The following is a 24,176-nucleotide window of genomic DNA, read 5'->3' on the forward strand; positions in this document are numbered from 1 at the left end:
TAGAAAATTAAAAAAGCTTATTTTTTTATAATTTTAAAAGTTTTTGTAGCATCATTAATCTGAACTTGAGCTAAGTAAACACCGCTAGTCAAAGCATTTAAATCAATACGCTCATCTTGAGCAGAAAGCTTTTGGTTTAAAACTTGCTGACCGAGTAAGTTGTGTAATTTAATTTGGTCAAAAGCTTGATTAGAAGATAGGTTTAAGTTGTTTTGAGCATCAACGAAATAGTTAAAGTTAAAAGCTTCAAACTCTTGAGTAGATAAAGTTTCATCAACTGAATAATTAAATATGAGTAAAAATCCAGTGGTTTGAGCTAAAGGTGCTGGCGAACCCGTACTTTTAAATACTAAATAATAATCACCTGATGTAGAAGGTGTAAATTGTCCTGTACCTGTTAAAGCTTGGTTTTCTACATTATCAAAAGTCCCATTTTGCACAATTCCTGTATCTGTAAATATTGAAGTTCCTGCATTAGCATCTGCAACAGTATTACCCTGTGCCACAAGAACTTCTAGATTTTCATTGGCAGAACCGTTTTGTGCATCTGCACCATTATAGCTTAAAGAAATATCATAAGTATTACCCGCAGTTAGACTAATAGCAGGAGAGAATAAATAATCTTCCTTAGTAGCATCGTTGGTTCCATTTGTAGCAAAAAATGAAGTCGTTAAAGGCTGAAGTTCAAGTTCTTGTTGAATCCAGGCTATGCCATTACTATCTTCGTCAATGATGGTGTAACAACTTGCAAAAACAGCGACATTGTCAAAGTTTTCTGTCAAAGGAAAACCTGAGAATTCTGTAGCACAATCTGCAGGTACCAAAAAGTTAATTGGACCAGCAAAAATACTGGTATCTGCACCACAATTTGAATTTACATATACATCGTAAAATGTACCGATTTGTAAGCCCGTAAGTGTTGTAGAAGTCGCGGTAACTCCTGATATGACAGTTCCAGATCCAGGTGTAAAGCCTTCAGCACCATATTCTACGTCAAATGTTGTACCAGAACCATTAGTGTCTGTCCAACTAACATCAGCAGACGTGCTAGTGATATTGTTAACGGCAACATTTTGAGGAGTCGCACAATTGGCTTTAGTTAAAGTAAACGTTGTTTCAAGCTGTGCCACACCACAACCACCATCGGTGACATATTCAGCAACAATTAAAGTAAAACTGCTATCGTCATTCACATCAAAAGTTCCCGTAATTGTAGCTGATCCCATGGTTATTCCATCAGGTAAATTTAGGTCGCAGGTCAAGTTTGTATTAAGACCAGGGTCAACGATGACGTCACTTCCATTAGCACAATCTAAGGTAAAACTAACATCCATAGCAGGTTGACCAATAGTTAAAAATTCCAAATAAACGGCAGAAAACACACGGTTATTTGGTCCAGAGCCAACACTTAAACTCACCACTTGGTCATTAAAACTCGGTCCACCGTTTTCAGGATGGTCTGGTGTAGTTTGAACTAAGTTGTAATCCCCAACAAATGCTGTTGAAGGAAGCGGACATTGGGCAAAAAGAAAAGATCCCATTAAGCCCATAAAAAGACACAAAGTAATTTTTTTCATAATGTTTTATTTAAATTTTCGTAAATATATGCAAATATTTTTACCATAAAATGAATTTTATAAAAAAACCACCTGATTTCAGGTGGTTTTAAAAATATCAGATTTACAGTAACAAAACTTTACTTTTTAATGATCTTAAAGGTTTTTGTAGCATCATTAATCTGAACTTGAGCCAAGTAAACACCGCTAGTCAAAGCATTTAAATCAATACGCTCATCTTGAGCAGAAAGCTTTTGGTTTAAAACTTGCTGACCGAGTAAGTTGTGTAATTTAATTTGGTCAAAAGCTTGATTAGCAGATAGGTTTAAGTTGTTTTGAGCATCAACGAAATAGTTAAAGTTTAATGCTTCAAAATCTTGAGTAGATAAAGTTTGCTCTATAATTTCTATTTCCTTAACAAAGAACACATCTCCACCTGCTGGTGAGTTAACGTGAATACCTAAATAGTAAACTCCATTTGATGATGGTGTGAAAGTTTCAGTGTTCACATAGGCGAGATCAAATAAGTTTGGAGGACCAGCAAATGTGCCTTGCATTGTGATATTGCTATATGAGCCAATTACTGTTTGGTTAGTAGCTGAACTTGTTTGGTCGTCAAGAATAACTAAATCAAAGCTTTCATTTGCAGAATAATTAACATCAACTCCATTGTAAGTCACGGTTATTTCATATTGACTATTGGTGTTCATGTTTATGCCAGGTTAAATTGCCCAAGCATCTTTCGCTGGAGATTGAGTTGGTGGGGTAGTCTGTGGGAATACATTAATTATGTTATCGTTTGTTCCATCATTATCAAAATCATTAGCTCCATTTAAAGTCCAACCTACACCAGTTCCAAAATTTTCGTTTGCCCAACAAGCTTGCCATTTGAATCCTGGACCACCAGAAGGATCTGTTACTTGATTCCAATCTTGAGTATATGGGAAAGTGACATCGCAGTTAAGGCTTGGTTCAAGGCTTAATTCAAAGTCAAAACCTGCATTGCTCCATCGGTTATCCCAAGCAATATAGTAAGTTGTACCAGAAACTGCATCAATGATAGCTTCGCTTAAATAATTTGAACTATCAATATCATCATTTCCTCCTACGCAGGTTAAACTTCCGCAACTACCAGTATAAATGTGAACTCGAGTATCATCACTATTAATCAGACCATCATTTTGAGGTAAATTACTTGAAACTAAATAAAAACCATCTTGAGTTGGTGTAAAAGAATACCATTCTCCAGCTGGGTTGGTCGGAACAGGACCATTCAAAGTACAAATAGGACTTGGTACTTCTGAACCATTAATCGTTCCAACTGTAGTAATACCTGGTGTCACAGCAACTGCACTGTTACAGGTGTCTTGAGCATTCAAGCCATAAGAGGCTAAAATCATAAAACATAAAAGTGTAATTTTTTTCATAATTTTTTAATTTAAGATTAATAGAATGTAAATATAAAGAAAATATATCTGAAGTGACAAATATTATTTTATTTTTAGCATTCTTAAATTCAATCTTTTGAAAGTCGTATCTCAAATAAAATCACCAATTAGCCATGAAATGGAGTTGTTTGAAAAGAAATTTTCACTCTTCATGTCGTCTAAAGTCGCTTTACTCAATAAAATCACGCACTTTATCGTCAACCGAAAAGGCAAACAAATGCGACCTATGTTTGTGTTTTTGGTCGCTAAAATGGTATCTGATGGCGAAGTCAACGACCGCGTTTATCGCGGGGCATCAGTTATCGAGCTTATTCACACCGCCACTCTTGTTCATGACGATGTGGTCGATGACTCCAATCGGCGACGGGGTTTTTCTCCCTCAATGCACTTTGGAAAAATAAAATTGCCGTTTTAGTCGGTGATTATTTGTTGTCTAAAGGTTTGTTGTTGTCTATAGATAATGATGACTTTGATTTGCTCAAAATCATATCTGTTGCCGTAAGAGAAATGAGCGAAGGCGAACTGCTCCAAATAGAAAAAGCCAGAAAACTCGACATTACCGAAGATATTTACTATGACATTATCCGCCAAAAAACAGCGACCTTGATTGTCGCATGTTGCAGTCTTGGTGTCGCCGCTGTAAAACCTAATTCTGAAGATGTCGAAAAAATGCGAAAATTTGGCGAACTCATCGGCATGGCTTTTCAAATCAAAGATGATTTGTTTGATTATGGCGAACGAAAAATCGGTAAACCTACAGGCATTGATATCAAGGAGCAAAAAATGACCTTACCTTTAATTTACGTCCTAAACAATGCCAATCCTAAAGATAAAAAGTGGTTGATTAATTCAGTGAAAAATCACAATAAAGACAAAAAACGGGTCAATGAAGTGATTGATTTTGTGAAATCTCAAGGCGGTTTAGAATACGCCCAAAAACAAATGAAAATTTACCAAAAACAAGCCTTAGAAATATTGGGCAATTATCCAGAATCTGATTTTAAATCTTCCTTAGTTGATATGGTTGATTATGTGATTGAAAGAGAGAAGTAATACCGAAAGTTATTTTAAATGACTCCCATTATATACGAAATCCTTAAAATGCTTGGCTACCACAGGCTGGTACATCGGTATTAGTCTTTCATCTTTGTATAAACCATATTATCTATGTTGATATAAGATGACTGGACTTGATATTGTGTTCATCGAGTAAATACATTCTAAGCTTTTTTAAACTAGTGAAATAATTACAACCTAAAACTTAAAAACTCGATTAGGAGTTACAACTACATCTATTGCAACATCATGAGGTTTGGTCTCTAATTTATCATTTATAGGTTCAAAAAAAGACAAACCAATTTTAAGCGTATCCTTGCGACAGTGTTGCAAAAACCGATCATAAAACCCTTTTCCGTAACCAACTCGATTTCCTAAATAATCGTAGGCTAAAAGTGGCACAAAAACCACATCAATTTTGTTGATAGGAACTTCAAGACCGTCTTGAGGCTCAGGAATACCAAAAGAGTTTTCTTTGATAGCGGTGGCATCAGTCAGTAAATAATGGCTAAGGGTTTGGGTTTTAAAATGGCTTTTGCTGACCACAATTTGCTTGTCTTTGCCTTGCAATATATGTAAAAGCATTGAAGTATCAACTTCTTTATGTCTGCTGATACTCAAAAAAAGATGATAGTAAGTGTGTTGCCAAATATCAAGTTTTAGTGCTTGGTTGGCAATAGCAATACTTTGTTCTTCAATTTGAGTTGAAGATAGATTCTGGCGTTTTTGTTTGTATAATCTTCTAATCTCAGCTTTATTCATCATCGATTTGGGTTGAAATATGAAACAACGCATCGCCTTGATATACCATTGGTGATTGATTGACATTAATGACATATCCTGCGTCACGGGCTTTTAATATGTGTTTAAAACTCCCATAAGGATCTGTGATATGTGCCATTTCTTCACCTTTATTGACCCATTGTCCAATATCAATTTTAAGCTGAAGCAAACCGCTGTATTTAGCTCGAATCCATTTGGTTTTACTTATAAAAACACTAGGTTTTGCGGGTTGTGATGGAGCAAACTCTGCCTTAAGCATACCGAGGTGTCTTAAAACCCTTCGCAAACCATCTAAACCGTGTTTAGTTATAGATGCATCATTATCAACTGATTTACCACCTTCATATAATAAAATGGGAATATTATGCAATTTACAAGTTGAGCGATAAGATTTTTTGATGTTTGATGAATATATCGTAAAAGGTGCATTAAAAGCTTTTGCCAATTCTAATAACTCGGGTTGATTTTTGGCAATACGGATTTGTGCAACATTAAAACGTTTGGCTCCGCCCGTATGAAAATCGAAGGCATAATCTACAATTGGAAGAATTTCATCAGTCAATTGAAAGGCAAACCGACTGGCCAGAGGCCTTTTTTAGATCCAGGAAATATGCGGTTTAAATCTCTACCATCAGGAAATTCGCGTTGCATATTTAAAAACCCAAATACATTTAAAACAGGAATACAAATAATAGTGCCGATAAGTGGCTTGTTCATTTTTCGTTCCAGAAACTGTCTAACAATTTCAATACCATTGAGTTCATCACCGTGAACCCCAGCAGTAATCAATACTACAGGACCTTTCTTTTTTGACCGTTCTATAATAACGGGGACATCTACGCTAGATGTGGTATAAAGTTTTGCAGTATGAAGGTTAAGCCGTTTATGTTGACCTGGCAAAATTTTTTCATCTAAAATATGAAGGACATTATGATCGTCGATATAGGGTTTATCAGACATTTTTTTCGATGTATTGTATAATTTTTCGAGCTATATCTTTGCCTGTTGCTTTTTCAATACCTTCTAAGCCAGGAGAAGAATTGACTTCAAGAATTAAAGGACCACGAGAGCTTTGTAGTAAATCTACACCAGCCACACCAAGTCGCATAGCCTTAGTCGCTTTGATAGCGACAATTTCTTCTTCGTCGCTCAATTCAATAACTTCTGCAGAGCCACCTTGGTGAAGATTAGAACGGAATTCGCCTTCTTTGCCTTGACGTTTCATAGCACCAACGACATGACCATCAACCACAAAAACACGAATGTCGGCACCTTTGGCTTCTTTGATAAACTCTTGTACAATTACACGAGCTTGCAAACCATTAAAAGCTTCAATTACTGATTTAGCAAGATTTTTGGTTTCGGCTAAAACAACACCCAAACCTTGAGTGCCTTCTAAAAGTTTAATGACCAAAGGCGTACCGCCTACATGTTGAATAACGCCTTCTACATCGCGAGAATAATTGGTAAATACCGTTTTTGGCAAACCGATTTTAGCTCGGGTTAACACCTGCATACTTCTTAATTTATCTCGACTACGCACCAATGCTTCAGAGTCTATAGTGCTAAATGCACCCATCATTTCAAATTGTCTGACTACGGCTGTACCGTAAAACGTAACAGAGGCTCCAATTCTTGGAATAATAGCGTCAGTTTCTTCTATATAATTGCCTTTGTAATAGACGTTAGGGTTGCGTTTTTCTATAATCAAATCACACTTCAACGGGTCGATGACTTGAATATTATGCTTGCGTTTTTCTGCGACTTCAACTAAGCGTTGGGTTGAGTATAATTTGCTATTTCTGGATAATATTTTGATATTCATAAATCTTATTTTTATATGATAAATCTATTAATGCTGGGTCAACCACAAATTTAGGGTTTAGAAATTTTCTTCCTAACAATACAGGATACTTCATATCTTTTCTGTCGCTTAGCGATAATGAAATTCTGTAAATTTTATTAAATAATCTGATATGAGATTTGATTTCATAGCGTTTTTGCGAAATTCCATTGCTACTTTTTACACGAATGGTTTTAAAGTTTTCGAAAGTATGGATTTTTAGACTGTATTCTGGATGCTTTTCGTCTAAAAACACACAATGTAACTTATTGTCTTTGATTTCTATAGATTTACAATGAATAGAAGATGTGTAAGCTCCTGTGTCGATTTTGACTTGAACTTGATTGAAACCCAACTCAGGAAAATCAGCAATATCTGTTCGTCCTATGACAATTTTGTGTTTAGACATTAATTTTTATTCAATTTCAGAAACTCTTAAAGTATTGACCATTCCTTTATCATCAATGGGCATTGAGGCTAAATTAATTAGGTAATCGCCTTTTTCTACATAACGATTTTTGCATGCTATTTCGTTCACATCAGTAATGGTTTCATCGGTACTGACAAATTTGTCATAATAAAATGCTTTTACTCCCCAAAGCAAACTCAGTTGTGTTAAAATATTATGGTTTGAAGTAAAAGCCAAAATATGAGCTTTTGGTCGCCAAGCTGAAATTTGAAAGGCAGTATATCCACTATTGGTCAAGGTGCAAATAGCCGTGGCAGTAATTTCGTTGACTATACGAGCAGCGTGATAACAAACTGATTTTGTGATGTAGCGTTTGGTTTTAATGTTGGGCGGATTGTGAGGTACTTTGATAAGCTCTGAGTTTTCAACGCTTTTGATAATTTGGCACATTTTGTTTATTACCTCAACAGGATATTTACCAACCGAAGTTTCGCCACTGAGCATAACCGCATCGGCACCATCCATTACAGAATTGGCTACGTCATTTACTTCAGCACGTGTTGGTGTTAGGCTGTCAATCATGGTTTCCATCATTTGTGTAGCAATGATTACGGGTATTCTTGCCAGTTTTGCTTTTAAAACCAGTTCTTTTTGAATTAATGGTACTTCATGAGCTGGAATTTCAACACCTAAATCACCTCTAGCAACCATAAGACCGTCACAATAAGCTACTATTTTATCGATGTTTTTGACACCTTCAGGTTTTTCTATTTTGGCTATGATAGGGATTTTATAATTGCTGTGTTCTTTGATTAGTTTTTGAAGCACCTTTAGATCGCTGGCATATCTTACAAATGAAAGAGCCATCCAATCCACTTGCATTTTGCAAGCAAACTTGGCGTCTTCAATGTCTTTTTTAGTAAGTGCTGGCAGTGAAATTTTGGTGTTTGGCAAGTTCACGCCTTTATTTGATTTGAGCGGTCCGCCTTGAACTACTTTGGCTTCAACAGTGTCTTTTTTGTTGGTTGAAACCACTTCAAAAATCAACTTACCATCATCAAGCAATATGCGTTCACCAGGTTTGACATCTTGTGGAAAATTTTTATAATTCATGTATGCAGACTGCTTGTTGCCAACAAATCTCTCACCTGTTTTAAACTTAATTTTATCATCCTTTTGGACAATTATGCTTTCTTCCATTTCACCAACACGCAATTTAGTACCTTGTAAATCTCCTAAAATTCCAGCATTGAAACCGTATTCTTCATTAAGGTCTCTTATCATTTTCACTCGCTCTTCAACATCTTTATAGTTAGCATGAGAAAAATTGATTCTAAAAATATTGACCCCAGCTTCAAGCATGGCTTTTAGGGTTTCCTTTTTAGAAGTTGCTGGTCCTAATGTGGCAACGATTTTTGTTTTTTTAGTTGATTTCATATCAATTTTTTAATATTAATTATTCAAAAATAAGGTTTTCAGGTGACTTAATACTATCAGTTTTGATTTCATAGGCACTGATGAGTTGTGGAATTTCATTTAATTCTATAATTAATTTTTTAGTTTTATAACGGTTAAATTCATCTTCAATTTTTATGAGATAATCACTTTGAAGTTTAGATTCTACTAAGTTTTTTTTAATAACTTGGCTTTGGTTATCGAAAAGTGATGTTGTCTGTTCAGGTTTGAGATTGATATATTTAGATTTATTTTGAACAAAAAATAGTTTTGTATCTGCTTTTACATCATAATAGGTATAAAGTGCAAAAAATATGCAATAGTTCTTGTAGATCAATTCAACGTCTTCTTTAGTTCTTTCAAACTGCATTTCAAGGTGTTTATTCAATAAAAAAGCCATTTTAAAAGGCTCAATAGAAGCATTAAGACCGATGAGTTTAAAATCAAAATCTGTAAATTTATTAAGGACTAGCTTTGGCATGTCGTAAATGTAAGCATAGGTAAATTAAAATATATTATCCTGACGTTAAAAATCAATCCAAAATTTGATCCTGCAAGGTATAATAAGCTCTTCGGCAGACTTTCTCTTCTGCTTTTTTCTTTGATAAGGCTCTAGCTTTAGCAATATTTTTTCCATTGAGTTGATAGATCATAGCAAAGTATTTTTGACCATTGGTGCTTTTCTCTTTATCACTATATTCTATAAGTTTGTATTGGTGTTTGTGTTTTTGACACCACTCTATCATATAGCTTTTATAACTAATGACTCTATTTTCGAGCTCTTCGATATCTATAAAAGGTTTCACAATTTTATCTAAGATAAATTTCTCACATTTTTTAAAACCTTGATCTAAATAAATAGCAGCAATTAAAGCTTCTATAAGATTACCATAAATATTATCACTAAAACATTCAGGTTTTACCTCAGAATGTAATAAGCTTAATAAATCATAAGATTGACCGATTTGGTTGAGGTTTTTTCGGTTTACGGCTTTAGCTCTCATTTTGGTAAGATAGCCTTCATCGCCTTGTGGAGATTGTTTAAATAAATGAACAGATATCACGGAATCTAATAATGAGTCTCCCAAAAATTCTAAACGTTCATAGTTGATATCATAACCTAATTTGTCTTTGAGGTTCAGGGAGCGATGGGTAAAAGCTCTTTTGTAAATACTTAAGGTTTTGGGCTTAAACCCGATAATTTCATAAATTTTACAAAAAAAAACCCCGTCCTTTTTGGAACGGGATTTAAATATATTGTCAATAAATTTCATGAAATATAATGTCAATCATTATTCTACAAATGTCTTTAAAGCAATACATGCATTATGACCACCAAAACCAAAAGTGTTACTTAAAGCCACTTTTACGTCTCGTTTTTGTGCATGATTTAAAGTTAAATTGAGCTCAGGGTCAATGTTTTCATCTTGAGTCTTGTGATTTATGGTTGGTGGCACTAAACTGTGTTGCATTGCCAATATAGAAGCAATAGCTTCAATAGCACCAGCAGCACCAAGCAAGTGTCCTGTCATAGACTTTGTAGAATTGATATTGATGTTTTTGGCATGATTACCAAAGACTTCTTTAATAGCTTTAAGCTCTGCAACATCTCCAAGAGGAGTTGATGTGCCATGGGTGTTTATAGCATCAACATCTTCAGGATTTAAGCCTGCATTATGCAAACAATTTTTCATCACTGCAATGACGCCTTTACCTTCAGGATGAGGAGCTGTCATATGATAAGCATCTGAAGACAAACCACCGCCTATAACCTCGGCATAGATTTTTGCACCGCGAGCTTTAGCATGATCTAAATCTTCAAGAATAAGTGCACCAGCTCCTTCACCGAGAACAAAACCGTCACGAGTAGCATCAAAAGGTCTTGAGGCTGTTTCTGGACTATCATTTCTTGTTGATAGAGCGTGCATAGCATTAAAGCCACCCATTCCAGCCTCTGTAACCCTTGCTTCACTTCCGCCAGTTACAATGATATCACTATAACCCATTCGTATTTGGTTAATAGCATCAATGATAGCATTGGTCGCAGATGCACAAGCTGAAACTGTGGTGTAGTTTGGACCCATAAACCCGTGTTTAATCGAAATATTGCCAGGAGCAATATCTGCAATCATTTTTGGGATGAAAAATGGGTTGAAACGCGGTGTGCCATCACCCTTGGCATAATTGATCACTTCGTTTTGGAAAGTTTCTAAACCACCTATACCAGCACCCCAAATCACACCTACACGGTATTTGTCAACTGTGTCAAGATCTATTTTTGAGTCTGCAATAGCTTCATCAGAAGCCACTATAGCGTATTGTGCAAATTTATCGAGGCGTCTCACTTCTTTACGATCAAAATAATCTGCAGTGTTGAAATTTTTAATTTCACAAGCAAATTTAGTCTTGAACTTATCTGTATTAAAGTAAGTAATTGGTGCAGATCCACTTTTGCCATTAGACAATCCATCCCAATATTCTTGGATGTTATTACCTATAGGCGTAATGGCACCTATACCTGTTACGACAACACGCTTTAATTCCATGAAAAGTGTTTTATTTAGCGTCTTCTATGTAAGAAATCGCCTGACCAACTGTAGAAATGTTTTCAGCTTGATCGTCTGGGATTTGAATATCAAATTCTTTTTCAAACTCCATAATAAGTTCAACGGTGTCTAAAGAGTCGGCACCTAAGTCGTTAGTGAAACTTGCGTCGTTTACAACTTCGTTTTCGTCAACGCCTAATTTGTCAACGATTATAGCTTTTACTCTTGATGCAATGTCTGACATGATAAATTTTTTTTAGTTTATATGGTGGCAAAAATAAGAAACTTTGGCTTATAACAAATTTTAATTCCAAAAATGTATAGCTTTTACAATTTTATATACATTAGTGGCTGATTTTGTATTGCAAAATAATTAAAAAAAACATCATATTGAAAAAAACTTTTAAAAAACCAACAAAGACTTTAGTGATATTTGCTTCTGGCTATGGTTCTAATGCTTTAAATATCATTGAATATTTTGATCAAAACCCCATAGCAGAAGTAAAAGCTGTGTTTTGCAATAACCCCAAAGCTAAGGTTATGAGCAAAGCTAAAAACCAAAATGTTGAAGTGGTTTTGTTTGATAAAAAGCAACTTCAACAAACAAACTTTGTGTTAAACCAACTCAAAGAAATCTCACCAGATTTAATCATCCTTGCTGGGTTTTTGCTTAAAATCCCTGAAAATATCATCGAAGCTTTTCATCAAAAAATCATTAATATCCATCCATCTTTGTTGCCAAAATATGGTGGAAAAGGCATGTACGGCGACCACGTGCACCGTGCGGTGATTAATAATAACGAAAAAGAATCCGGTATCAGCATTCATTATGTCAATTCTGTTTATGACGACGGTCAAATTATAGCTCAGTTCAAAACCCCATTAAATGACAATGATGATATCAACTCGCTTAAATCTAAAATTAAAACCCTTGAGCAAAAGCATTTTCCTGAAACCATTGCTAAAATTTTAAATCATGGCTAAACAAAAATATTACGTGGTTTGGGATGGACATAATCCTGGAATTTACAAGACTTGGGAAGACTGTAAGTTGCAAATCAAAAATTATTCACAAGCCAAATACAAGTCTTTTCATAGTCTGGCTACTGCTGAAGAAGCGTTTAATATGGGCTTTTATGAATTTCAAAAACTCAGCAAGCTCAATCAACTCAAGCCTAAGTTACCGCGTGAAGTTCAACTTAATTCTATCTGTGTTGATGCGGCTTCAAGCGGTAATCCTGGAAAGATGGAATACCGAGGCGTAGAAACTCAAACCCGAAAGGTTTTATTTCAAAAAGGTCCATTTGAACAAGCTACAAATAATATTGGCGAATTTTTGGCTCTCGTGCATGGTTTAGCCTTTTTGCAAAAACAACAAAGCTCAAGAGTTTTATATTCTGATTCTAAAATAGCCATCGGTTGGGTAAAACAAAAACGCTGCAAAACCAAGCTTAAACTCACCCAAAGCAATGCTGAAGTATTTGAATTGATCAAACGTGCAGAAATTTGGCTCAAAACCCATTCTTATAAAACTAAAATCTTAAAATGGGAAACTAAAATTTGGGGCGAAATTCCTGCTGATTTTGGGAGAAAGTAATGCCAATTTGAAAGTATAATACCAACCTATATTATAAGGAGCATTTACACGACATTCAAGATAACATTCGGAATTATATTTCAGAGAAATTTTCTGAAATTTTTGAGATCAGAAAAACTATGTCAACAAACATATACATCAAGGCTAATTTTTCCACTTTAAGCTTTCCATAATTTTCCGCATATCATTCTTAAGATATTCCGCCGCTGGTAAAATAGAATCGTAATTGGGTTGTGCCTTAAAATAAATGGATCCTGTAACAAAGTGGTTCAAGCTATCAGTTAAGTAAAATTGAGCTTGAGAAGCAGATTACCTTCAATTTCATAAAACAAGCCATATGTGTTGTGTTCATCATTGATAAAGGATTGTGATAAAATAGCATCAGCTTTAATTTCGTGTTTCAAGGGCAATTTTTGAGCATCAATAATGAGAGATTTTAAATTATTTTCAACAGGATAATAACTGATGTAAATAGAGCCTTTCATTTCAGGATAGGTGATGTCTAACCAACAGGGGCGATTTTGAATACTATCATTTATTTTGGATAGGCTGTTAACGATAAAGCTAAAAGGGCAATTTAACTCTGTTTTGAAATATTGAGGTTTAGGATATTCTAAGGCTAAAAAGGCTTTTGGTTTAGGTAAAGCGTCATGGTCTTGACAAGCAAAGCTTAAAACTGCTAAAACACTTAAACTAATTGCTTTTTTTATACCCATTAACTCATTTTTTTTAACTTAGATGCAAACAGTAATAGTTGTATGCTTATTTTATGTTTAAGGTCTAACTGAAGTTTCGCTCTTTTTTAAATTGTCCTAAAAACAAGATAAATATCAGAAAAAAAGCAAAATTTTGTTTTTTTAATTTACTGATTTTCAATATAATTAAAGCTGTAATTCCAAATACAACAACAAAATGCTACAGCACAAAGATATTAAAAATTTATCAGAATTAAACAGGGCTTTTATTGATAAACACACACATTCATCTAAAAATTCTGTATCCTTCAATTTCTGGGTTCTAATATTAGATTTCTAAGCATGAAAGTCTATATCTTAAAACAAAGTCGTCTAAACTATATCATCTAAACTGGTTTGCACAAAACCTGAATGTTGTGCTTTTGGCTTAATTTGATTAATCACGTAGTCTAATGAAAGATAAGATGGAAGACATATTCTTATTTTCTCTACAAAGTTCGAGACTGCTGTTTTTGTTTTTCAAGTTTCGGAAAGTTGTGAAATATTAGACTGAGTTTAATTTTCAACCCCTTTTAGGCATCATATAGACTACTTTAAAATGTTAAAAAAGTAATATTTTAGTACATCATTACTACTTCAATATGTTAATTTTTTAAATAATACATCGTTTTCGTTTATATTAGCATTACATCAACTGATGCATGTTAACATAAATTTAAACTTAAATATTTTCACTGACGTATTTATGATGTGTGGAAGTATTTATTTATAGATTATTTTATTTTTAATTTAGTTGCCGACATTTATTTTAATTAAATTTTATTTTATGAAAAAAGTATTCAGCCTATTTTGTCTTTTATTTTGTTCTATAATATCTTGGAGTCAACAAGAGGTAAGTGGTGTTGTAACAGTCTGCTAGTGATGGCATCCCGATACCAGGCGTTAATATAATTATCGAGGGAACGTCTAATGGTACAACAACAGATTTTGATGGTAAATACTCAATCAGTGTAGAGCGAGGAAAAAAACTAATCTTTAGTTATGTAGGATTTAAAACTGAAAGTATCTTAATAGAAGACCAAACCACAATTAATGTATCTCTGGAAGATGATGTTCAATCTTTAGATGAAATAGTTGTAGTTGGTTATGGTGGTCAGAAAAAAGCTGATTTAACTGGAGCTATAACCACTGTAAAGTCTGATGTTATTGAAAAAACACCTGCTAACAATATTATGCAATCCTTACAAGGTAGAGTAGCTGGGCTACAAATTATCAGTAGCGGTTCTCCTGGATCAGGTCCATCAGTTAGAATAAGAGGTGTTAATTCTTTTGTCGCTGGTGGTAGTCCTTTATATGTTGTAGATGGAGTTTTTTATGACAACATAGATTTCCTAGACAGCAGTCAGATAGAGAGTATATCAGTTTTAAAAGATGCATCTTCGATAGCAATCTTTGGTCAAAAAGGAACAAATGGTGTTGTAATTGTAGAAACTAAAGGTGGCAAGACCAACAAAAAACCTACATTTACCTACAGTGGATTCACAGGACTTCAAAATGCTCAAAACATTGTACAAATGGCTAATGCAGAGCAATTTGTTACAATGGCTATGGAATCTGGTTCTCAAGCTGATATTCAATTTGTTGAAAATGCAATCCAAAGATTTGGACGAAGCAGAATAAATCCTAATCTACCTGATGTTAATACAGACTGGTATGATGAAATATTAAGGACTGCTCCTATTCAAAATCATAACATAGGTGTAACAGGAGGCACAGAAAAAACCTCTTATGGAGTAAATGCTAGTTACTTTTCTCAAGAAGGTATTTTAGATATGAAAAATGAATACGAACGTTTCAATATTCAATCAAATATTGATGTAGAAGTATCTGATAGGATAAAAGTAGGAGCTAATGCCTTATTTAGTAATGCTGAAAGATTTATCCCTGAAAATGGAGCTTGGTTTCAGGCTTATTTTGCTGTACCTATTCTACCTGTATTTGACTATCTTAATACTGAGGCAACACCTATTCCTTATTCAGATGCGACATTACTTGGTTATAGAGGTTCTCAAAACCCTTTTCCAGTTATGAGATTTAATGATAATAGAGAAAAACAAAGACGAACATTAACAAGTATATATGCCGAATATTCAATTATTCCAGACAAATTAACTTTTAGAACGTTTTACAGTCACGATTATTCAACATTTTCAGTTCGTAATGTAAGAAAACCTTATTTTATTTCAGAAAACTCACAAAGAGCTGTATCTTCTATTACTAGAGTAGAAAGAAACGTATCCAATCAATATTGGGATAATATTTTAACTTATAATGACTCATTTGGGGAACATGATTTAAAAGTTATAGCTGGCACATCATATCGCGACGAACAGTTTAATGCATTAACAGCAACTGGAGATGATATAACAGGAATAGATTTTGAAACTTCTTGGTTTTTAGATTTTGCAGACCCAAGCTCTTTTGCTAATCAGGTTAATGGCAATGGTGATAGATTATATTCCTTTGCCTATTTGGGAAGAGCAGAATATAGCTTTAAAGATAAATACTTAATTAATGGAACTTATAGATATGAAGGTGATGGAAGATTTCCTAAAGAAATATGGTTAGGAACAGGAAGTGTTGGTTTAGGTTGGGTCATCTCTGAAGAGAATTTTATGGAAAATAACAAAATATTTGATTTTCTTAAACTAAGAGGGAGTTGGGGACAATTGCCAAATGGGGCTCTAACTGGTAGTGCCGGAACTAGAACCATATCTACACTTACAACTGCAATAAACGATATGCTAGTTAATGGTATTATAAGCACAAACAATTTTACAGATTTAGAAAGAGAAATTTTAGAAGAAACTAATGTTGGTATTAGTGCCAAAATGTTTGATAACAAACTTTCTTTAGAATTAGACTATTTTAGAAGAGATACTAAAAAACTGGTCATCCCAGTTATTCAACCCATTGCTGGTAATACTGTATTAGAAAATGCTGGAGAAATGAGAAATACTGGTTTTGAGCTTGTCGCTACATGGTCTCAAGTTATTAATGATAATTGGAATTTTTCAGTAAGTGGTAATATTGGCACATTGGATAATGAAATGACTAAAATAAACAACGGTCTCGGATACATAGATACTGGCTCTGCAGAATTTAGACAGAGGTCTATTTTAGGCGAACCAAGAGAAGCCTTTTTCGGTTTAGAAGTAGCCGGTGTTTACCAAAATGCAGAGCAAATTGCAAATGATCCAATTGCTATTGAAAACAACTTAGAACCTGGAGATTTTATATATAAAGACCAAAATAATGATGGAATTATTGATGACCAGGATAGAACAGTAATAGGTTCCTATTTACCAGATATAACTTATGGTGGAAATTTTCAAGTTTCATACAAAAATTTTGACCTATCGGTAGCATTTGCAGGTCAAGCAGGTAATGAAATTTTGAACCGAAGACGGGGTGAAGTCATATTTACCAATGACACTAATATAGATGCTGATTTTGCTAAAAACAGATGGCATGGTGAAGGCACTACTAATTCTTACCCATCTTCGGCTGGGAGAAGAAAAGGCTGGAATCAAAGACTATCTACGTTTTTTATTGAAGACGGATGGTTTTTTAGAATACAAAATGCACAATTGGCTTACACTCTGAATTCAAAAACTTTCGGAGAAAAAATACCAGAAATAAGACTTACCCTAACAGCTGAAAGACCTTTAACAGTATTTGATTACAATGGGTTTAACCCTGAGCAACCAAATGGAGTAGATAGGCAAACCTTTCCTGTTCCAGCTATATACACTTTTGGAATAAACATTAAAATCTAAAATTTAATAAAATGAGAATTACAAAAAAATTTAAACAACTATTCAAAGCATTATTTGTTTTAGTGATTGTAGTTTGTACAACACTGACATCCTGCGATGATAAATTAGAACAGAATGAAGGACAACTTGCAGCTGATGATTTAGATTTTACCCAATCAGAAGATATGATTTTACCGCTAATAGGTGCATACAGTGTAACTTATTCAAGAGGTTGGGAAGATCCTCTACTTATCGGCGTTAGAGGTGATGATGTTAATGCAGGTGGCTTAGGAGATCAACCCCTTTTTACTGAGACTGACTTATACAATTACGACAGAGGGTTTTGGATGTATAATCAAGTTTGGGAAAATTTCTATGGAGATATTCTTGATATAAACAACACACGCGAGACAATTGAACAATATCAAGAATTTGCAACTGGAGACTTCATTGGATTAGCAGACCAGTATATTGCTGAAACTAAAGTATTGAGTGGTTTTCAACACTTACAAATGTCTAAACTTTGGGGTGATATCTTTATTATTACCTCGACAGACGTTAAGCAAGAAATAGACAACGGTGTATATACCAAAATGGAAGTTATGCAATATGTGTCAGACCTTATGGACGAGGCTATTCCTTTCTTGCCAGACATGAGACCAAACGAAAGAACAGATGTTCCTGGAGGTGTTACAAAATATACTGCTCTGGCAATAAAAGCTATGGCAAACTTAGAAATGGAAAATTATCAAGGTGTTGCAGATGCTACAAAAGAGATAATAGATTCTAACAAATTTATTTTATTTCCAGATTTTTATGAACTATTTAAAAAACCTGGAAAATTAGCTGATGAAAATATTTTTGAATTACAATTTTCAGACTTCAATTCAGCCACTGGACCAGTAAGCAATCATCTATTTGCTCCTTTTGATCCCTCAAGTTGGGATCCTGTTGTTGAAACAGCTTCTGGAGGCTGGGGATTTTATGAACCTAGTCTTAAATACATAAAATTTATGTTAGACAGAAACGATCAAATAAGACTTGTAACTAGCGTTAATTTTACACCTCGTGGTATAGATAAAATCATGGAGGATCCAAATTATGCAACTCTTCCAAATTATATTTCTAACGTTACTTTAGATGGTGATGTCTTTAATGATTACTCAAGAGCAATGTTTGCTAGTGGTAAACACTATTTACCATCAAATCAGTTAACCCCAGGCAGAAATGACTATGGTTCTGGTAAAAACTTAATTGTTATCAGATATGCTGAAATTTTACTTATGTATGCTGAGGCTTTAACTCGTGGAGCAAGCGGAAGTAATATGACTGCAGATCAAGCCGTTAATATAGTCAGAAGTAGAGTTAATATGCCGGCACTATCAAATGTTACTACTCAAGATGTATTAAATGAAAAATATGCAGAATTGGCAATGGAATGGGGTATCCGATATTTTGACATGATCAGAGTGGACAATTATGACGAATTAAGCTATGGCGGTAGAACTTTTACTGCTGATAAAGAGCTTTTACCTTATCCTCAAGAACAATTAGACCTTTTACCATTAGAATAATTTAATAAAGAAAAATATGAAAACAATAAAAAAATATATATCCTTATTGCTTATATTGCTTTTAGCTACGGCATGTGATGATGGAATAGACCCGATTTCAAGAGTAGATCCAGGTCCAGACGCTGGTGCTCCATTGGTAACTATTGAGAGACCTATAAATGGTTTTTCAATTCAAGTTCCTGAACCAGTTACATCAGTTAATATTAAATTTAGAGCTGAAGATGATATTGAATTGCAATCAGTCAGTGTAAAGATTGACGGGGCTGAAATTGCTTTTTATGATGAATTTATTGACTATAGAGTTTTTATAGAAGAACTTGTTTATGATGAGGTTACAACTGGTAGTCATGTCTTAGAGGTTTCTGCCACAGATTTGTCAGGAAATACAACAATTGCAACTTCTAATTTCAGTAAGGAACCTCCATACACACCACTGTTTCCTGGTGAAACATTCTATATGGATTTTGATGGAAGTTTTACTAATTTAGTAACTGTAACAGACGCCACTGAAGTTGGTAATCCTGGCTTTGCACCTGAAGCTAGAGTCGGAACAGGAGCTTACGCTGGTGCAAAGCAGATTCTTATCTAACTTTTCCAACGGAGGGCTTGTTGGCAAATGAATTTAGTGCATCATTCTGGTTAAAAGTAAATTCAGTACCCGATAGAGCTGGGATTCAAGTTATTGGTCCACCTGACGAAGATAATCCAGATGCCCAAAATAACAGAACAGGTGGCTTTAGGTTTTTCCGTGAAAATGCAGGTGGTATGCAACGTTTTAAACTCAATGTTGGAACTGGTGATGGCGAGGCATGGTTTGATGGTGGAGCAGATGCAGATGTAGATCCTTCGGTCGATGAATGGGTTCATTTTGCATTTACAATTTCAGACACAGAAAGCGTTGTTTACATAAACGGAGAGGTCGTTAGCCAAAATTCATTTTCAGGAGTTGATTGGACTGGCTGTGATATTCTTTCTATCATGTCTGGTGCACCTAGATTTACTGGTTGGGATCACTTATCTGATGAGAGTTTTATGGATGAACTTAGACTTTTCAATGTCGCACTTACACAAGAAGAAGTAATTGAGCAAATTGCCAAAGCAGATGAGGTATTCAAATTAGGTTTTAACGGTAGTTATACTGAGAGTTACAGTGATGAAGATGCTACAGTTGTCGGAAATCCTAGTTTTAGTTCTGATGCCACTGAAGGTACAAGTTCTTATCAAGGTGCAGTAGATTCATATTTGACATTTCCAACGGAGAATATTATAAATAATGATGGATTCTCAGCAGTATTTAAATATAAACTCAACGCTTCTCCAGACAGAGCAGGCATTTTGGTTATTGGTCCACCTGACGAAAACAATCCAGATGCCCAAAATAACAGAACAGGTGGCTTTAGGTTTTTCCGTGAAAATGCGGGTGGTATGCGCTGTTTTAAACTCAATGTAGGAACAAAGTGATGGTAAGCATGGTTTGATGGTGGAGCAATTGCTGATTTAGACCCTAATAATCCAGATTGGGTTCAAATGGCTTTTACTATCTCAGATACAGAAAGTGTAGTTTATATAAATGGTCAAGTAGTAAGTCAGAATACATTTTCAGGAGTTGACTGGACAGGTTGTGATATCCTTTCAATCATGTCAGGAGCACCAAGATTTACAGGTTGGGATCATTTATCTGATGAAAGCCTTATGGATGACTTAAGAATTTACAAAAAAGCTTTATCTCAAACCGAAATACAATCAATGCTTTAAATACCAATTTTTGATCTCTATTCACCTTTTTAATAATGTGTGAAAAATTTAAGAATTAGTCCTTAACTTTAGCTGTATTAGTTTATTAATACAGCTGAAGTTTATAATAGCTTTTTTTAATGAAATATTTAAAATCAATATTGTTTTTTGTTTGGAGTGCAATTTTATGTATTTCAATTAGCTGTAATAACAATAGCACAAAAAATAAAAATAATCCACCTAATGATAAGCCAAATAAAGGATTGTCAAACCAAGTTGATTTGCTTAATAAGGTTCAAAAGCAAACGATTAATTATTTTTGGGAAGGTGCAGAACCAAATTCTGGCTTAGCTAGAGAGCGTTTGCACATGGATGGTGTATATCCAACCTCTCCAAAAAACACGGTGACTACAGGTGGAAGTGGTTTTGGATTAATGGCTATTTTGGTAGGTGTTGAACGTGGTTGGATTTCAAGAGAAGAGGCATTAAATAGATTTATAAAAATCGTTAATTTTCTTGAAAAAGCAGATCGTTTTCATGGTGCTTGTACTCATTGGATAGACGGAGAAACTGGAAAAGTATATCCTTTTAGCAAAAAAGACGATGGCGGTGATTTAGTTGAAACTGCATTTCTCATACAAGGTCTTCTGACTGTGGCTGAGTATTACAGAGATGGAAACGAACTTGAAAAAAATCTTGTCAAAAAGATAGAAAAACTTTGGAAAGAAGTAGAATGGAATTGGTACACCAAAGGCAACGAAGATGTCTTATATTGGCATTGGTCGCCTAAATATGGTTGGGATATGAATTTTCCAGTGGGTGGCTATAATGAATGTTTAATCATGTATATACTTGCTTCCGCTTCTCCTTCACATCCAATCTCTAAAGAGGTTTACGATAAAGGTTGGGCTAGAAACGGCAATATAGTTTCACAGGACAGCTATTATGGTGAAGACTTGGTTCTTGATTATTATCAACACGATGATGCTCAGATTGGACCTCTGTTTTGGGCTCATTATTCCTTCATGGCTCTCAATCCTCATGGTCTTTCAGACCAATATGCAGATTATTGGAAGTTAACCCAAAATCAAGCAAAAATTCATTATAAATATGCTTTGGATAATCCTAAAGAATTCGAAGGATATGGAGATAGTCTATGGGGACTAACCTCTAGCTATTCCATAAACGGATATTATGGACACAGACCAGGAAAAGACATAGGAGTGATTTCTCCAACTGCAACCTTATCATCATTTCCATATACACCAGAAGCCAGCATGAAATTTTTAAAAAATATTTATAAAAACCACGATTCCTTGATTGGTAAATATGGTCCTTATGATGCATTTAGCTTCGAGCATAATTGGTATTCACCAAGATACTTAGCTATTGACCAAGGACCAATTCTCGTAATGATTGAAAATTATAGAACAGGATTATTATGGAATTTATTTATGAAAAATAAAGATGTGCAAGCTGGTTTGGATAAGTTAGGTTTTAAAATTGAATAAAAATAATTAAATGAAAAGATTCTATTACGTTTTAATGATAGCTGTTTTTACCAGTTGTGGTGGTGATGAAACCTCGGACTTACAAGAATCTGAAGACCCAAATGATGATCCCGTTGTGTCATTGACAGATGAGCAATTAATGGATTTAGTTCAACAAGAGACATTTAAATATTTTTGGGACTTCGCTGAAAGTAATTCAGGAGCAGCTCGGGAACGTTATCATCCCAACGATCCGTCTAACAGTGAAAATGTAGTGACAACTGGTGGAAGTGGTTTCAGTCTTATGGCTATTATTGTAGGTATTGAACGCGGTTACATTTCCCGTGCTGAAGGCGTAGGAAGATTAAATCAAATTCTTGATTTTTTTGAAAATGCAGATCGTTTTCATGGTGCTTGGCCACACTGGATAGATGGAACTTCAGGAAATGTTTTACCTTTTAGCACTCAAGACAATGGAGGTGATATAGTAGAAACTGCACTATTTGTTCAAGGTCTTATTTGTGTTAAAGAATATTTAAAAAACGGTAACCAAGAAGAACAGAACATTGCAAATCAAGCTGATATGCTTTGGAAAGACGTAGAATGGAATTGGTACACCAATGGACAAAATAAAATGATATGGCACTGGAGTCCTAATCATGGATTTGCAATAAATTTAGAATTAAAAGGCTATAATGAAACGCTAATTACATTTATTTTAGGGGCAAGATCTCCAGACTATGCAATATCTACAGAAGTTTATAACCAAGGCTGGGCAAACAATGGTGCTATTGTGTCATCAGCGGTTCAGTTTGGTATCCCATTAATTTTAGATCATGTTGGTTCTGGCACAGGACCTTTGTTTTGGTCGCACTATTCATATCTAGGTCTAAACCCTACTAATCTTAGCGATCAGTATGCCAATTATTGGGATCTCAATGTCAACCACACCAATATTAATTATCAGCATTGTGTGAATAATCCCAATAATTACGAAGGTTATAGTCCAGATTGTTGGGGATTAACAGCAAGCTATACTAGAAATGCTGATGGTTCCGTTGGCTATACTGCTCATGATCCTGAAAATGATACTGGTGTCATCTCGCCGACTGTCGCCATTAGTTCTATCAATTATACTCCTGAGAAGTCTTTAGCAGAATGCGTCATTTTTATGATAATAACCTCATGGGATCTGCTGGTTTCTACGATGCTTTTAGTCCACATTTCAACAATTGGGTAACGGAACGTTATTTGGCCATCAATCAATACCCACAAATTATAATGATCGAAAATTATAGAACAGGACTGTTGTGGGATTTATTTATGCAGAATGATGATGTCCAAAATGGATTAGATACTTTAGGATTTACGTATTAGAAGATAATTATGAAACATTTAAAATCAGTTTTGGTACTTGTGTCTGTTATTTGTTGCTCTGTTACAATGGCTCAAAATGAATTGTATGAAGAAGAGTTTTATATATTAGACAGTGATACGCTGCAATATAGAATCATGTATCCCAACAATTTTTCAGAAGATCAGAAATATCCTGTCGTTCTATTTTTACACGGTGCAGGAGAACGAGGAAGTGATAACAAGAAACAATTAACACACGGCAGTAAATTATTCTCAGATAAAACCAATCGTGGAGCATTTCCAGCAATCGTAATTTTTCCTCAATGTCCCAAAAACAGTTATTGGTCTAATGCGGAAGTTGATAGAAGTAGTTTTCCGATACGCTTAGTATTTCCAAAAGATAAGGAAGCCACTAAACCAATGCAATTAGTTGTTGATTTGATGAAAGATTTGACTTCAAAGCCTTATGTGAATACTAATAAAGTTTACGTTGGTGGCTTATCCATGGGTGGTATGGGAACATTTGAAATCCTTTCTAGACAGCCCGATATGTTTGCGCACGCATTTGCCATTTGTGGAGATGGTAATGCAGAATTGACTAAAAATTATGCTGATAAAGTGGATATGTGGATTTTTCATGGTGCTCAGGATAATGTTGTAAACCCTAAAGGTTCGTTAAAAATGGTTGAGGCAATTTTAGAAAATGGGGGTAAACCAAACTTTACTCTATATTCAGATGCAAATCACAACAGTTGGGATTCTGCTTTTGCAGAACCAAATTTATTAACTTGGCTTTTTTCTAAATCTAAAAAATAA

At 34.6% G+C, this 24,176-nt stretch carries 23 protein-coding genes and 2 pseudogenes; 11 read left to right on the forward strand and 14 right to left on the reverse strand.

Annotation, left to right across the window (positions count from 1 at the left end; translation table 11 throughout):
* Positions 1-17: 17 nt before the first annotated feature.
* The 3 genes from IGB25_RS10065 to IGB25_RS10075 form a co-directional block, all read right to left on the reverse strand.
* Positions 18-1,577, reverse strand: coding sequence for a T9SS-dependent choice-of-anchor J family protein (locus IGB25_RS10065; RefSeq protein ID WP_211064895.1), 1,560 nt, complete (start codon positions 1,575-1,577; stop codon positions 18-20).
* 119 nt (positions 1,578-1,696) lie between these two features.
* Positions 1,697-2,266 carry a T9SS type A sorting domain-containing protein gene (locus IGB25_RS10070; RefSeq protein ID WP_211064896.1) on the reverse strand — a complete coding sequence of 190 codons (570 nt, stop codon included), beginning with the start codon at positions 2,264-2,266 and terminating at the stop codon, positions 1,697-1,699.
* Between the two features lie 12 nt (positions 2,267-2,278).
* A complete protein-coding gene (locus IGB25_RS10075; protein ID WP_211064897.1) occupies positions 2,279-2,983 on the reverse strand; it encodes a hypothetical protein in 705 nt (234 codons plus the stop codon).
* A 97-nt stretch (positions 2,984-3,080) separates the two neighbouring features.
* Here IGB25_RS10075 and IGB25_RS10080 point away from each other — a divergent pair.
* Positions 3,081-4,057: pseudogene (locus tag IGB25_RS10080) on the forward strand (polyprenyl synthetase family protein).
* 201 nt (positions 4,058-4,258) lie between these two features.
* On the opposite strand, the gene IGB25_RS10085 reads toward IGB25_RS10080, so the two are convergent.
* Genes IGB25_RS10085 through IGB25_RS10125 form a run of 10 tightly spaced genes read right to left on the reverse strand, consistent with a single transcriptional unit; the run spans position 4,259 to position 11,340 of the window.
* Complete coding sequence (locus IGB25_RS10085; protein ID WP_371815891.1) at positions 4,259-4,825, reverse strand: 5-formyltetrahydrofolate cyclo-ligase; 567 nt, start codon at positions 4,823-4,825, stop codon at positions 4,259-4,261.
* Complete coding sequence (locus IGB25_RS15635; protein ID WP_371815892.1) at positions 4,815-5,405, reverse strand: succinylglutamate desuccinylase/aspartoacylase family protein; 591 nt, start codon at positions 5,403-5,405, stop codon at positions 4,815-4,817. Before IGB25_RS15635 ends, IGB25_RS10085 begins: the two co-directional genes overlap by 11 nt.
* On the reverse strand, positions 5,402-5,803 hold the full coding sequence (locus tag IGB25_RS15640; protein ID WP_371815893.1) for a succinylglutamate desuccinylase/aspartoacylase family protein: 402 nt from the start codon (positions 5,801-5,803) through the stop codon (positions 5,402-5,404). The genes IGB25_RS15635 and IGB25_RS15640 overlap by 4 nt, the downstream gene beginning before the upstream one ends.
* Positions 5,796-6,668, reverse strand: a complete 873-nt coding sequence (gene rimK, locus IGB25_RS10095) for a 30S ribosomal protein S6--L-glutamate ligase (protein ID WP_211064898.1) — start codon at positions 6,666-6,668, stop codon at positions 5,796-5,798. The genes IGB25_RS15640 and rimK overlap by 8 nt, the downstream gene beginning before the upstream one ends.
* The gene (locus tag IGB25_RS10100; RefSeq protein WP_211064899.1) at positions 6,640-7,095 is read right to left on the reverse strand and encodes a RimK/LysX family protein; all 456 of its coding nucleotides are present in this window, start codon (positions 7,093-7,095) and stop codon (positions 6,640-6,642) included. Before IGB25_RS10100 ends, rimK begins: the two co-directional genes overlap by 29 nt.
* 6 nt (positions 7,096-7,101) lie before the next feature.
* Entirely contained in the window at positions 7,102-8,532 is a 1,431-nt protein-coding gene (pyk, locus tag IGB25_RS10105) for a pyruvate kinase (RefSeq protein WP_211064900.1), read from the reverse strand.
* A 19-nt stretch (positions 8,533-8,551) separates the two neighbouring features.
* Positions 8,552-9,031: an IPExxxVDY family protein gene (locus tag IGB25_RS10110; RefSeq protein ID WP_211064901.1), complete on the reverse strand. Its 480-nt coding sequence runs from the start codon at positions 9,029-9,031 to the stop codon at positions 8,552-8,554.
* A 52-nt stretch (positions 9,032-9,083) separates the two neighbouring features.
* Positions 9,084-9,824, reverse strand: a complete 741-nt coding sequence (locus tag IGB25_RS10115) for a ribonuclease III family protein (protein ID WP_211064902.1) — start codon at positions 9,822-9,824, stop codon at positions 9,084-9,086.
* A gap of 18 nt (positions 9,825-9,842) precedes the next feature.
* Positions 9,843-11,096, reverse strand: coding sequence for a beta-ketoacyl-ACP synthase II (gene fabF / locus IGB25_RS10120; protein ID WP_211064903.1), 1,254 nt, complete (start codon positions 11,094-11,096; stop codon positions 9,843-9,845).
* Positions 11,097-11,106: 10 nt separating this feature from the next.
* Positions 11,107-11,340 (reverse strand): acyl carrier protein, encoded by a 234-nt coding sequence (locus IGB25_RS10125; protein ID WP_211064904.1) that lies wholly within the window; start codon positions 11,338-11,340, stop codon positions 11,107-11,109.
* A 146-nt stretch (positions 11,341-11,486) separates the two neighbouring features.
* Here IGB25_RS10125 and IGB25_RS10130 point away from each other — a divergent pair, with 146 nt between their 5' ends.
* Both IGB25_RS10130 and IGB25_RS10135 read left to right on the forward strand, forming a co-directional pair.
* Positions 11,487-12,080, forward strand: coding sequence for a phosphoribosylglycinamide formyltransferase (locus IGB25_RS10130; RefSeq protein WP_211064905.1), 594 nt, complete (start codon positions 11,487-11,489; stop codon positions 12,078-12,080).
* Complete coding sequence (locus IGB25_RS10135; protein ID WP_211064906.1) at positions 12,073-12,693, forward strand: viroplasmin family protein; 621 nt, start codon at positions 12,073-12,075, stop codon at positions 12,691-12,693. The genes IGB25_RS10130 and IGB25_RS10135 overlap by 8 nt, the downstream gene beginning before the upstream one ends.
* Positions 12,694-12,974: 281 nt before the next feature.
* On the opposite strand, the gene IGB25_RS10140 is transcribed toward IGB25_RS10135, so the two are convergent.
* Positions 12,975-13,409, reverse strand: coding sequence for a gliding motility lipoprotein GldD (locus IGB25_RS10140; RefSeq protein WP_371815894.1), 435 nt, complete (start codon positions 13,407-13,409; stop codon positions 12,975-12,977).
* Between the two features lie 932 nt (positions 13,410-14,341).
* Between IGB25_RS10140 and IGB25_RS10145 the strand changes: the two genes are divergently transcribed.
* From IGB25_RS10145 to IGB25_RS10170, 8 genes and pseudogenes are all read left to right on the forward strand, one after another.
* Positions 14,342-17,227, forward strand: coding sequence for a TonB-dependent receptor (locus tag IGB25_RS10145; RefSeq protein WP_247653746.1), 2,886 nt, complete (start codon positions 14,342-14,344; stop codon positions 17,225-17,227).
* An 11-nt stretch (positions 17,228-17,238) separates the two neighbouring features.
* Positions 17,239-18,780, forward strand: coding sequence for a RagB/SusD family nutrient uptake outer membrane protein (locus IGB25_RS10150; protein ID WP_211064907.1), 1,542 nt, complete (start codon positions 17,239-17,241; stop codon positions 18,778-18,780).
* A 16-nt stretch (positions 18,781-18,796) separates the two neighbouring features.
* Positions 18,797-19,369: an Ig-like domain-containing protein gene (locus IGB25_RS14945; protein WP_247653480.1), complete on the forward strand. Its 573-nt coding sequence runs from the start codon at positions 18,797-18,799 to the stop codon at positions 19,367-19,369.
* 20 nt (positions 19,370-19,389) lie between these two features.
* Complete coding sequence (locus IGB25_RS14950) at positions 19,390-20,241, forward strand: LamG domain-containing protein (RefSeq protein WP_247653481.1); 852 nt, start codon at positions 19,390-19,392, stop codon at positions 20,239-20,241.
* Positions 20,242-20,307: 66 nt separating this feature from the next.
* Positions 20,308-20,535 (forward strand): LamG domain-containing protein, encoded by a 228-nt coding sequence (locus IGB25_RS14955; protein ID WP_247653482.1) that lies wholly within the window; start codon positions 20,308-20,310, stop codon positions 20,533-20,535.
* Between the two features lie 119 nt (positions 20,536-20,654).
* Positions 20,655-22,025, forward strand: a complete 1,371-nt coding sequence (locus IGB25_RS10160; RefSeq protein WP_211064908.1) for a glucoamylase family protein — start codon at positions 20,655-20,657, stop codon at positions 22,023-22,025.
* Positions 22,026-22,035: 10 nt separating this feature from the next.
* Positions 22,036-23,381: pseudogene (locus IGB25_RS10165) on the forward strand (glucoamylase family protein).
* 9 nt (positions 23,382-23,390) lie between these two features.
* Complete coding sequence (locus IGB25_RS10170) at positions 23,391-24,176, forward strand: alpha/beta hydrolase-fold protein (protein ID WP_211064909.1); 786 nt, start codon at positions 23,391-23,393, stop codon at positions 24,174-24,176.

The sequence above is a fragment of the Flavobacterium sp. CS20 genome (assembly GCF_018080005.1).
Lineage (GTDB): Bacteria > Bacteroidota > Bacteroidia > Flavobacteriales > Flavobacteriaceae > Psychroflexus.

Bases quoted from the DNA above. Each gene is read 5' to 3' on its own strand.
- pyk (WP_211064900.1), bottom strand. From the start codon at position 8,532: ATGAAATCAACTAAAAAAACAAAAATCGTTGCCACATTAGGACCAGCA.
- IGB25_RS15640 (WP_371815893.1), bottom strand. From the start codon at position 5,803: ATGTCTGATAAACCCTATATCGACGATCATAATGTCCTTCATATTTTA.
- IGB25_RS10075 (WP_211064897.1), bottom strand. From the start codon at position 2,983: ATGAAAAAAATTACACTTTTATGTTTTATGATTTTAGCCTCTTATGGC.
- IGB25_RS10140 (WP_371815894.1), bottom strand. From the start codon at position 13,409: ATGGGTATAAAAAAAGCAATTAGTTTAAGTGTTTTAGCAGTTTTAAGC.
- IGB25_RS14945 (WP_247653480.1), top strand. From the start codon at position 18,797: ATGAAAACAATAAAAAAATATATATCCTTATTGCTTATATTGCTTTTA.
- IGB25_RS10065 (WP_211064895.1), bottom strand. From the start codon at position 1,577: ATGAAAAAAATTACTTTGTGTCTTTTTATGGGCTTAATGGGATCTTTT.
- IGB25_RS10070 (WP_211064896.1), bottom strand. From the start codon at position 2,266: ATGAACACCAATAGTCAATATGAAATAACCGTGACTTACAATGGAGTT.
- IGB25_RS10115 (WP_211064902.1), bottom strand. From the start codon at position 9,824: ATGAAATTTATTGACAATATATTTAAATCCCGTTCCAAAAAGGACGGG.
- IGB25_RS10170 (WP_211064909.1), top strand. From the start codon at position 23,391: ATGAAACATTTAAAATCAGTTTTGGTACTTGTGTCTGTTATTTGTTGC.
- IGB25_RS10110 (WP_211064901.1), bottom strand. From the start codon at position 9,031: ATGCCAAAGCTAGTCCTTAATAAATTTACAGATTTTGATTTTAAACTC.
- IGB25_RS14955 (WP_247653482.1), top strand. From the start codon at position 20,308: ATGGCTTTTACTATCTCAGATACAGAAAGTGTAGTTTATATAAATGGT.
- IGB25_RS10085 (WP_371815891.1), bottom strand. From the start codon at position 4,825: ATGATGAATAAAGCTGAGATTAGAAGATTATACAAACAAAAACGCCAG.
- IGB25_RS10100 (WP_211064899.1), bottom strand. From the start codon at position 7,095: ATGTCTAAACACAAAATTGTCATAGGACGAACAGATATTGCTGATTTT.
- rimK (WP_211064898.1), bottom strand. From the start codon at position 6,668: ATGAATATCAAAATATTATCCAGAAATAGCAAATTATACTCAACCCAA.
- IGB25_RS10160 (WP_211064908.1), top strand. From the start codon at position 20,655: ATGAAATATTTAAAATCAATATTGTTTTTTGTTTGGAGTGCAATTTTA.
- IGB25_RS10125 (WP_211064904.1), bottom strand. From the start codon at position 11,340: ATGTCAGACATTGCATCAAGAGTAAAAGCTATAATCGTTGACAAATTA.
- IGB25_RS10150 (WP_211064907.1), top strand. From the start codon at position 17,239: ATGAGAATTACAAAAAAATTTAAACAACTATTCAAAGCATTATTTGTT.
- fabF (WP_211064903.1), bottom strand. From the start codon at position 11,096: ATGGAATTAAAGCGTGTTGTCGTAACAGGTATAGGTGCCATTACGCCT.
- IGB25_RS10135 (WP_211064906.1), top strand. From the start codon at position 12,073: ATGGCTAAACAAAAATATTACGTGGTTTGGGATGGACATAATCCTGGA.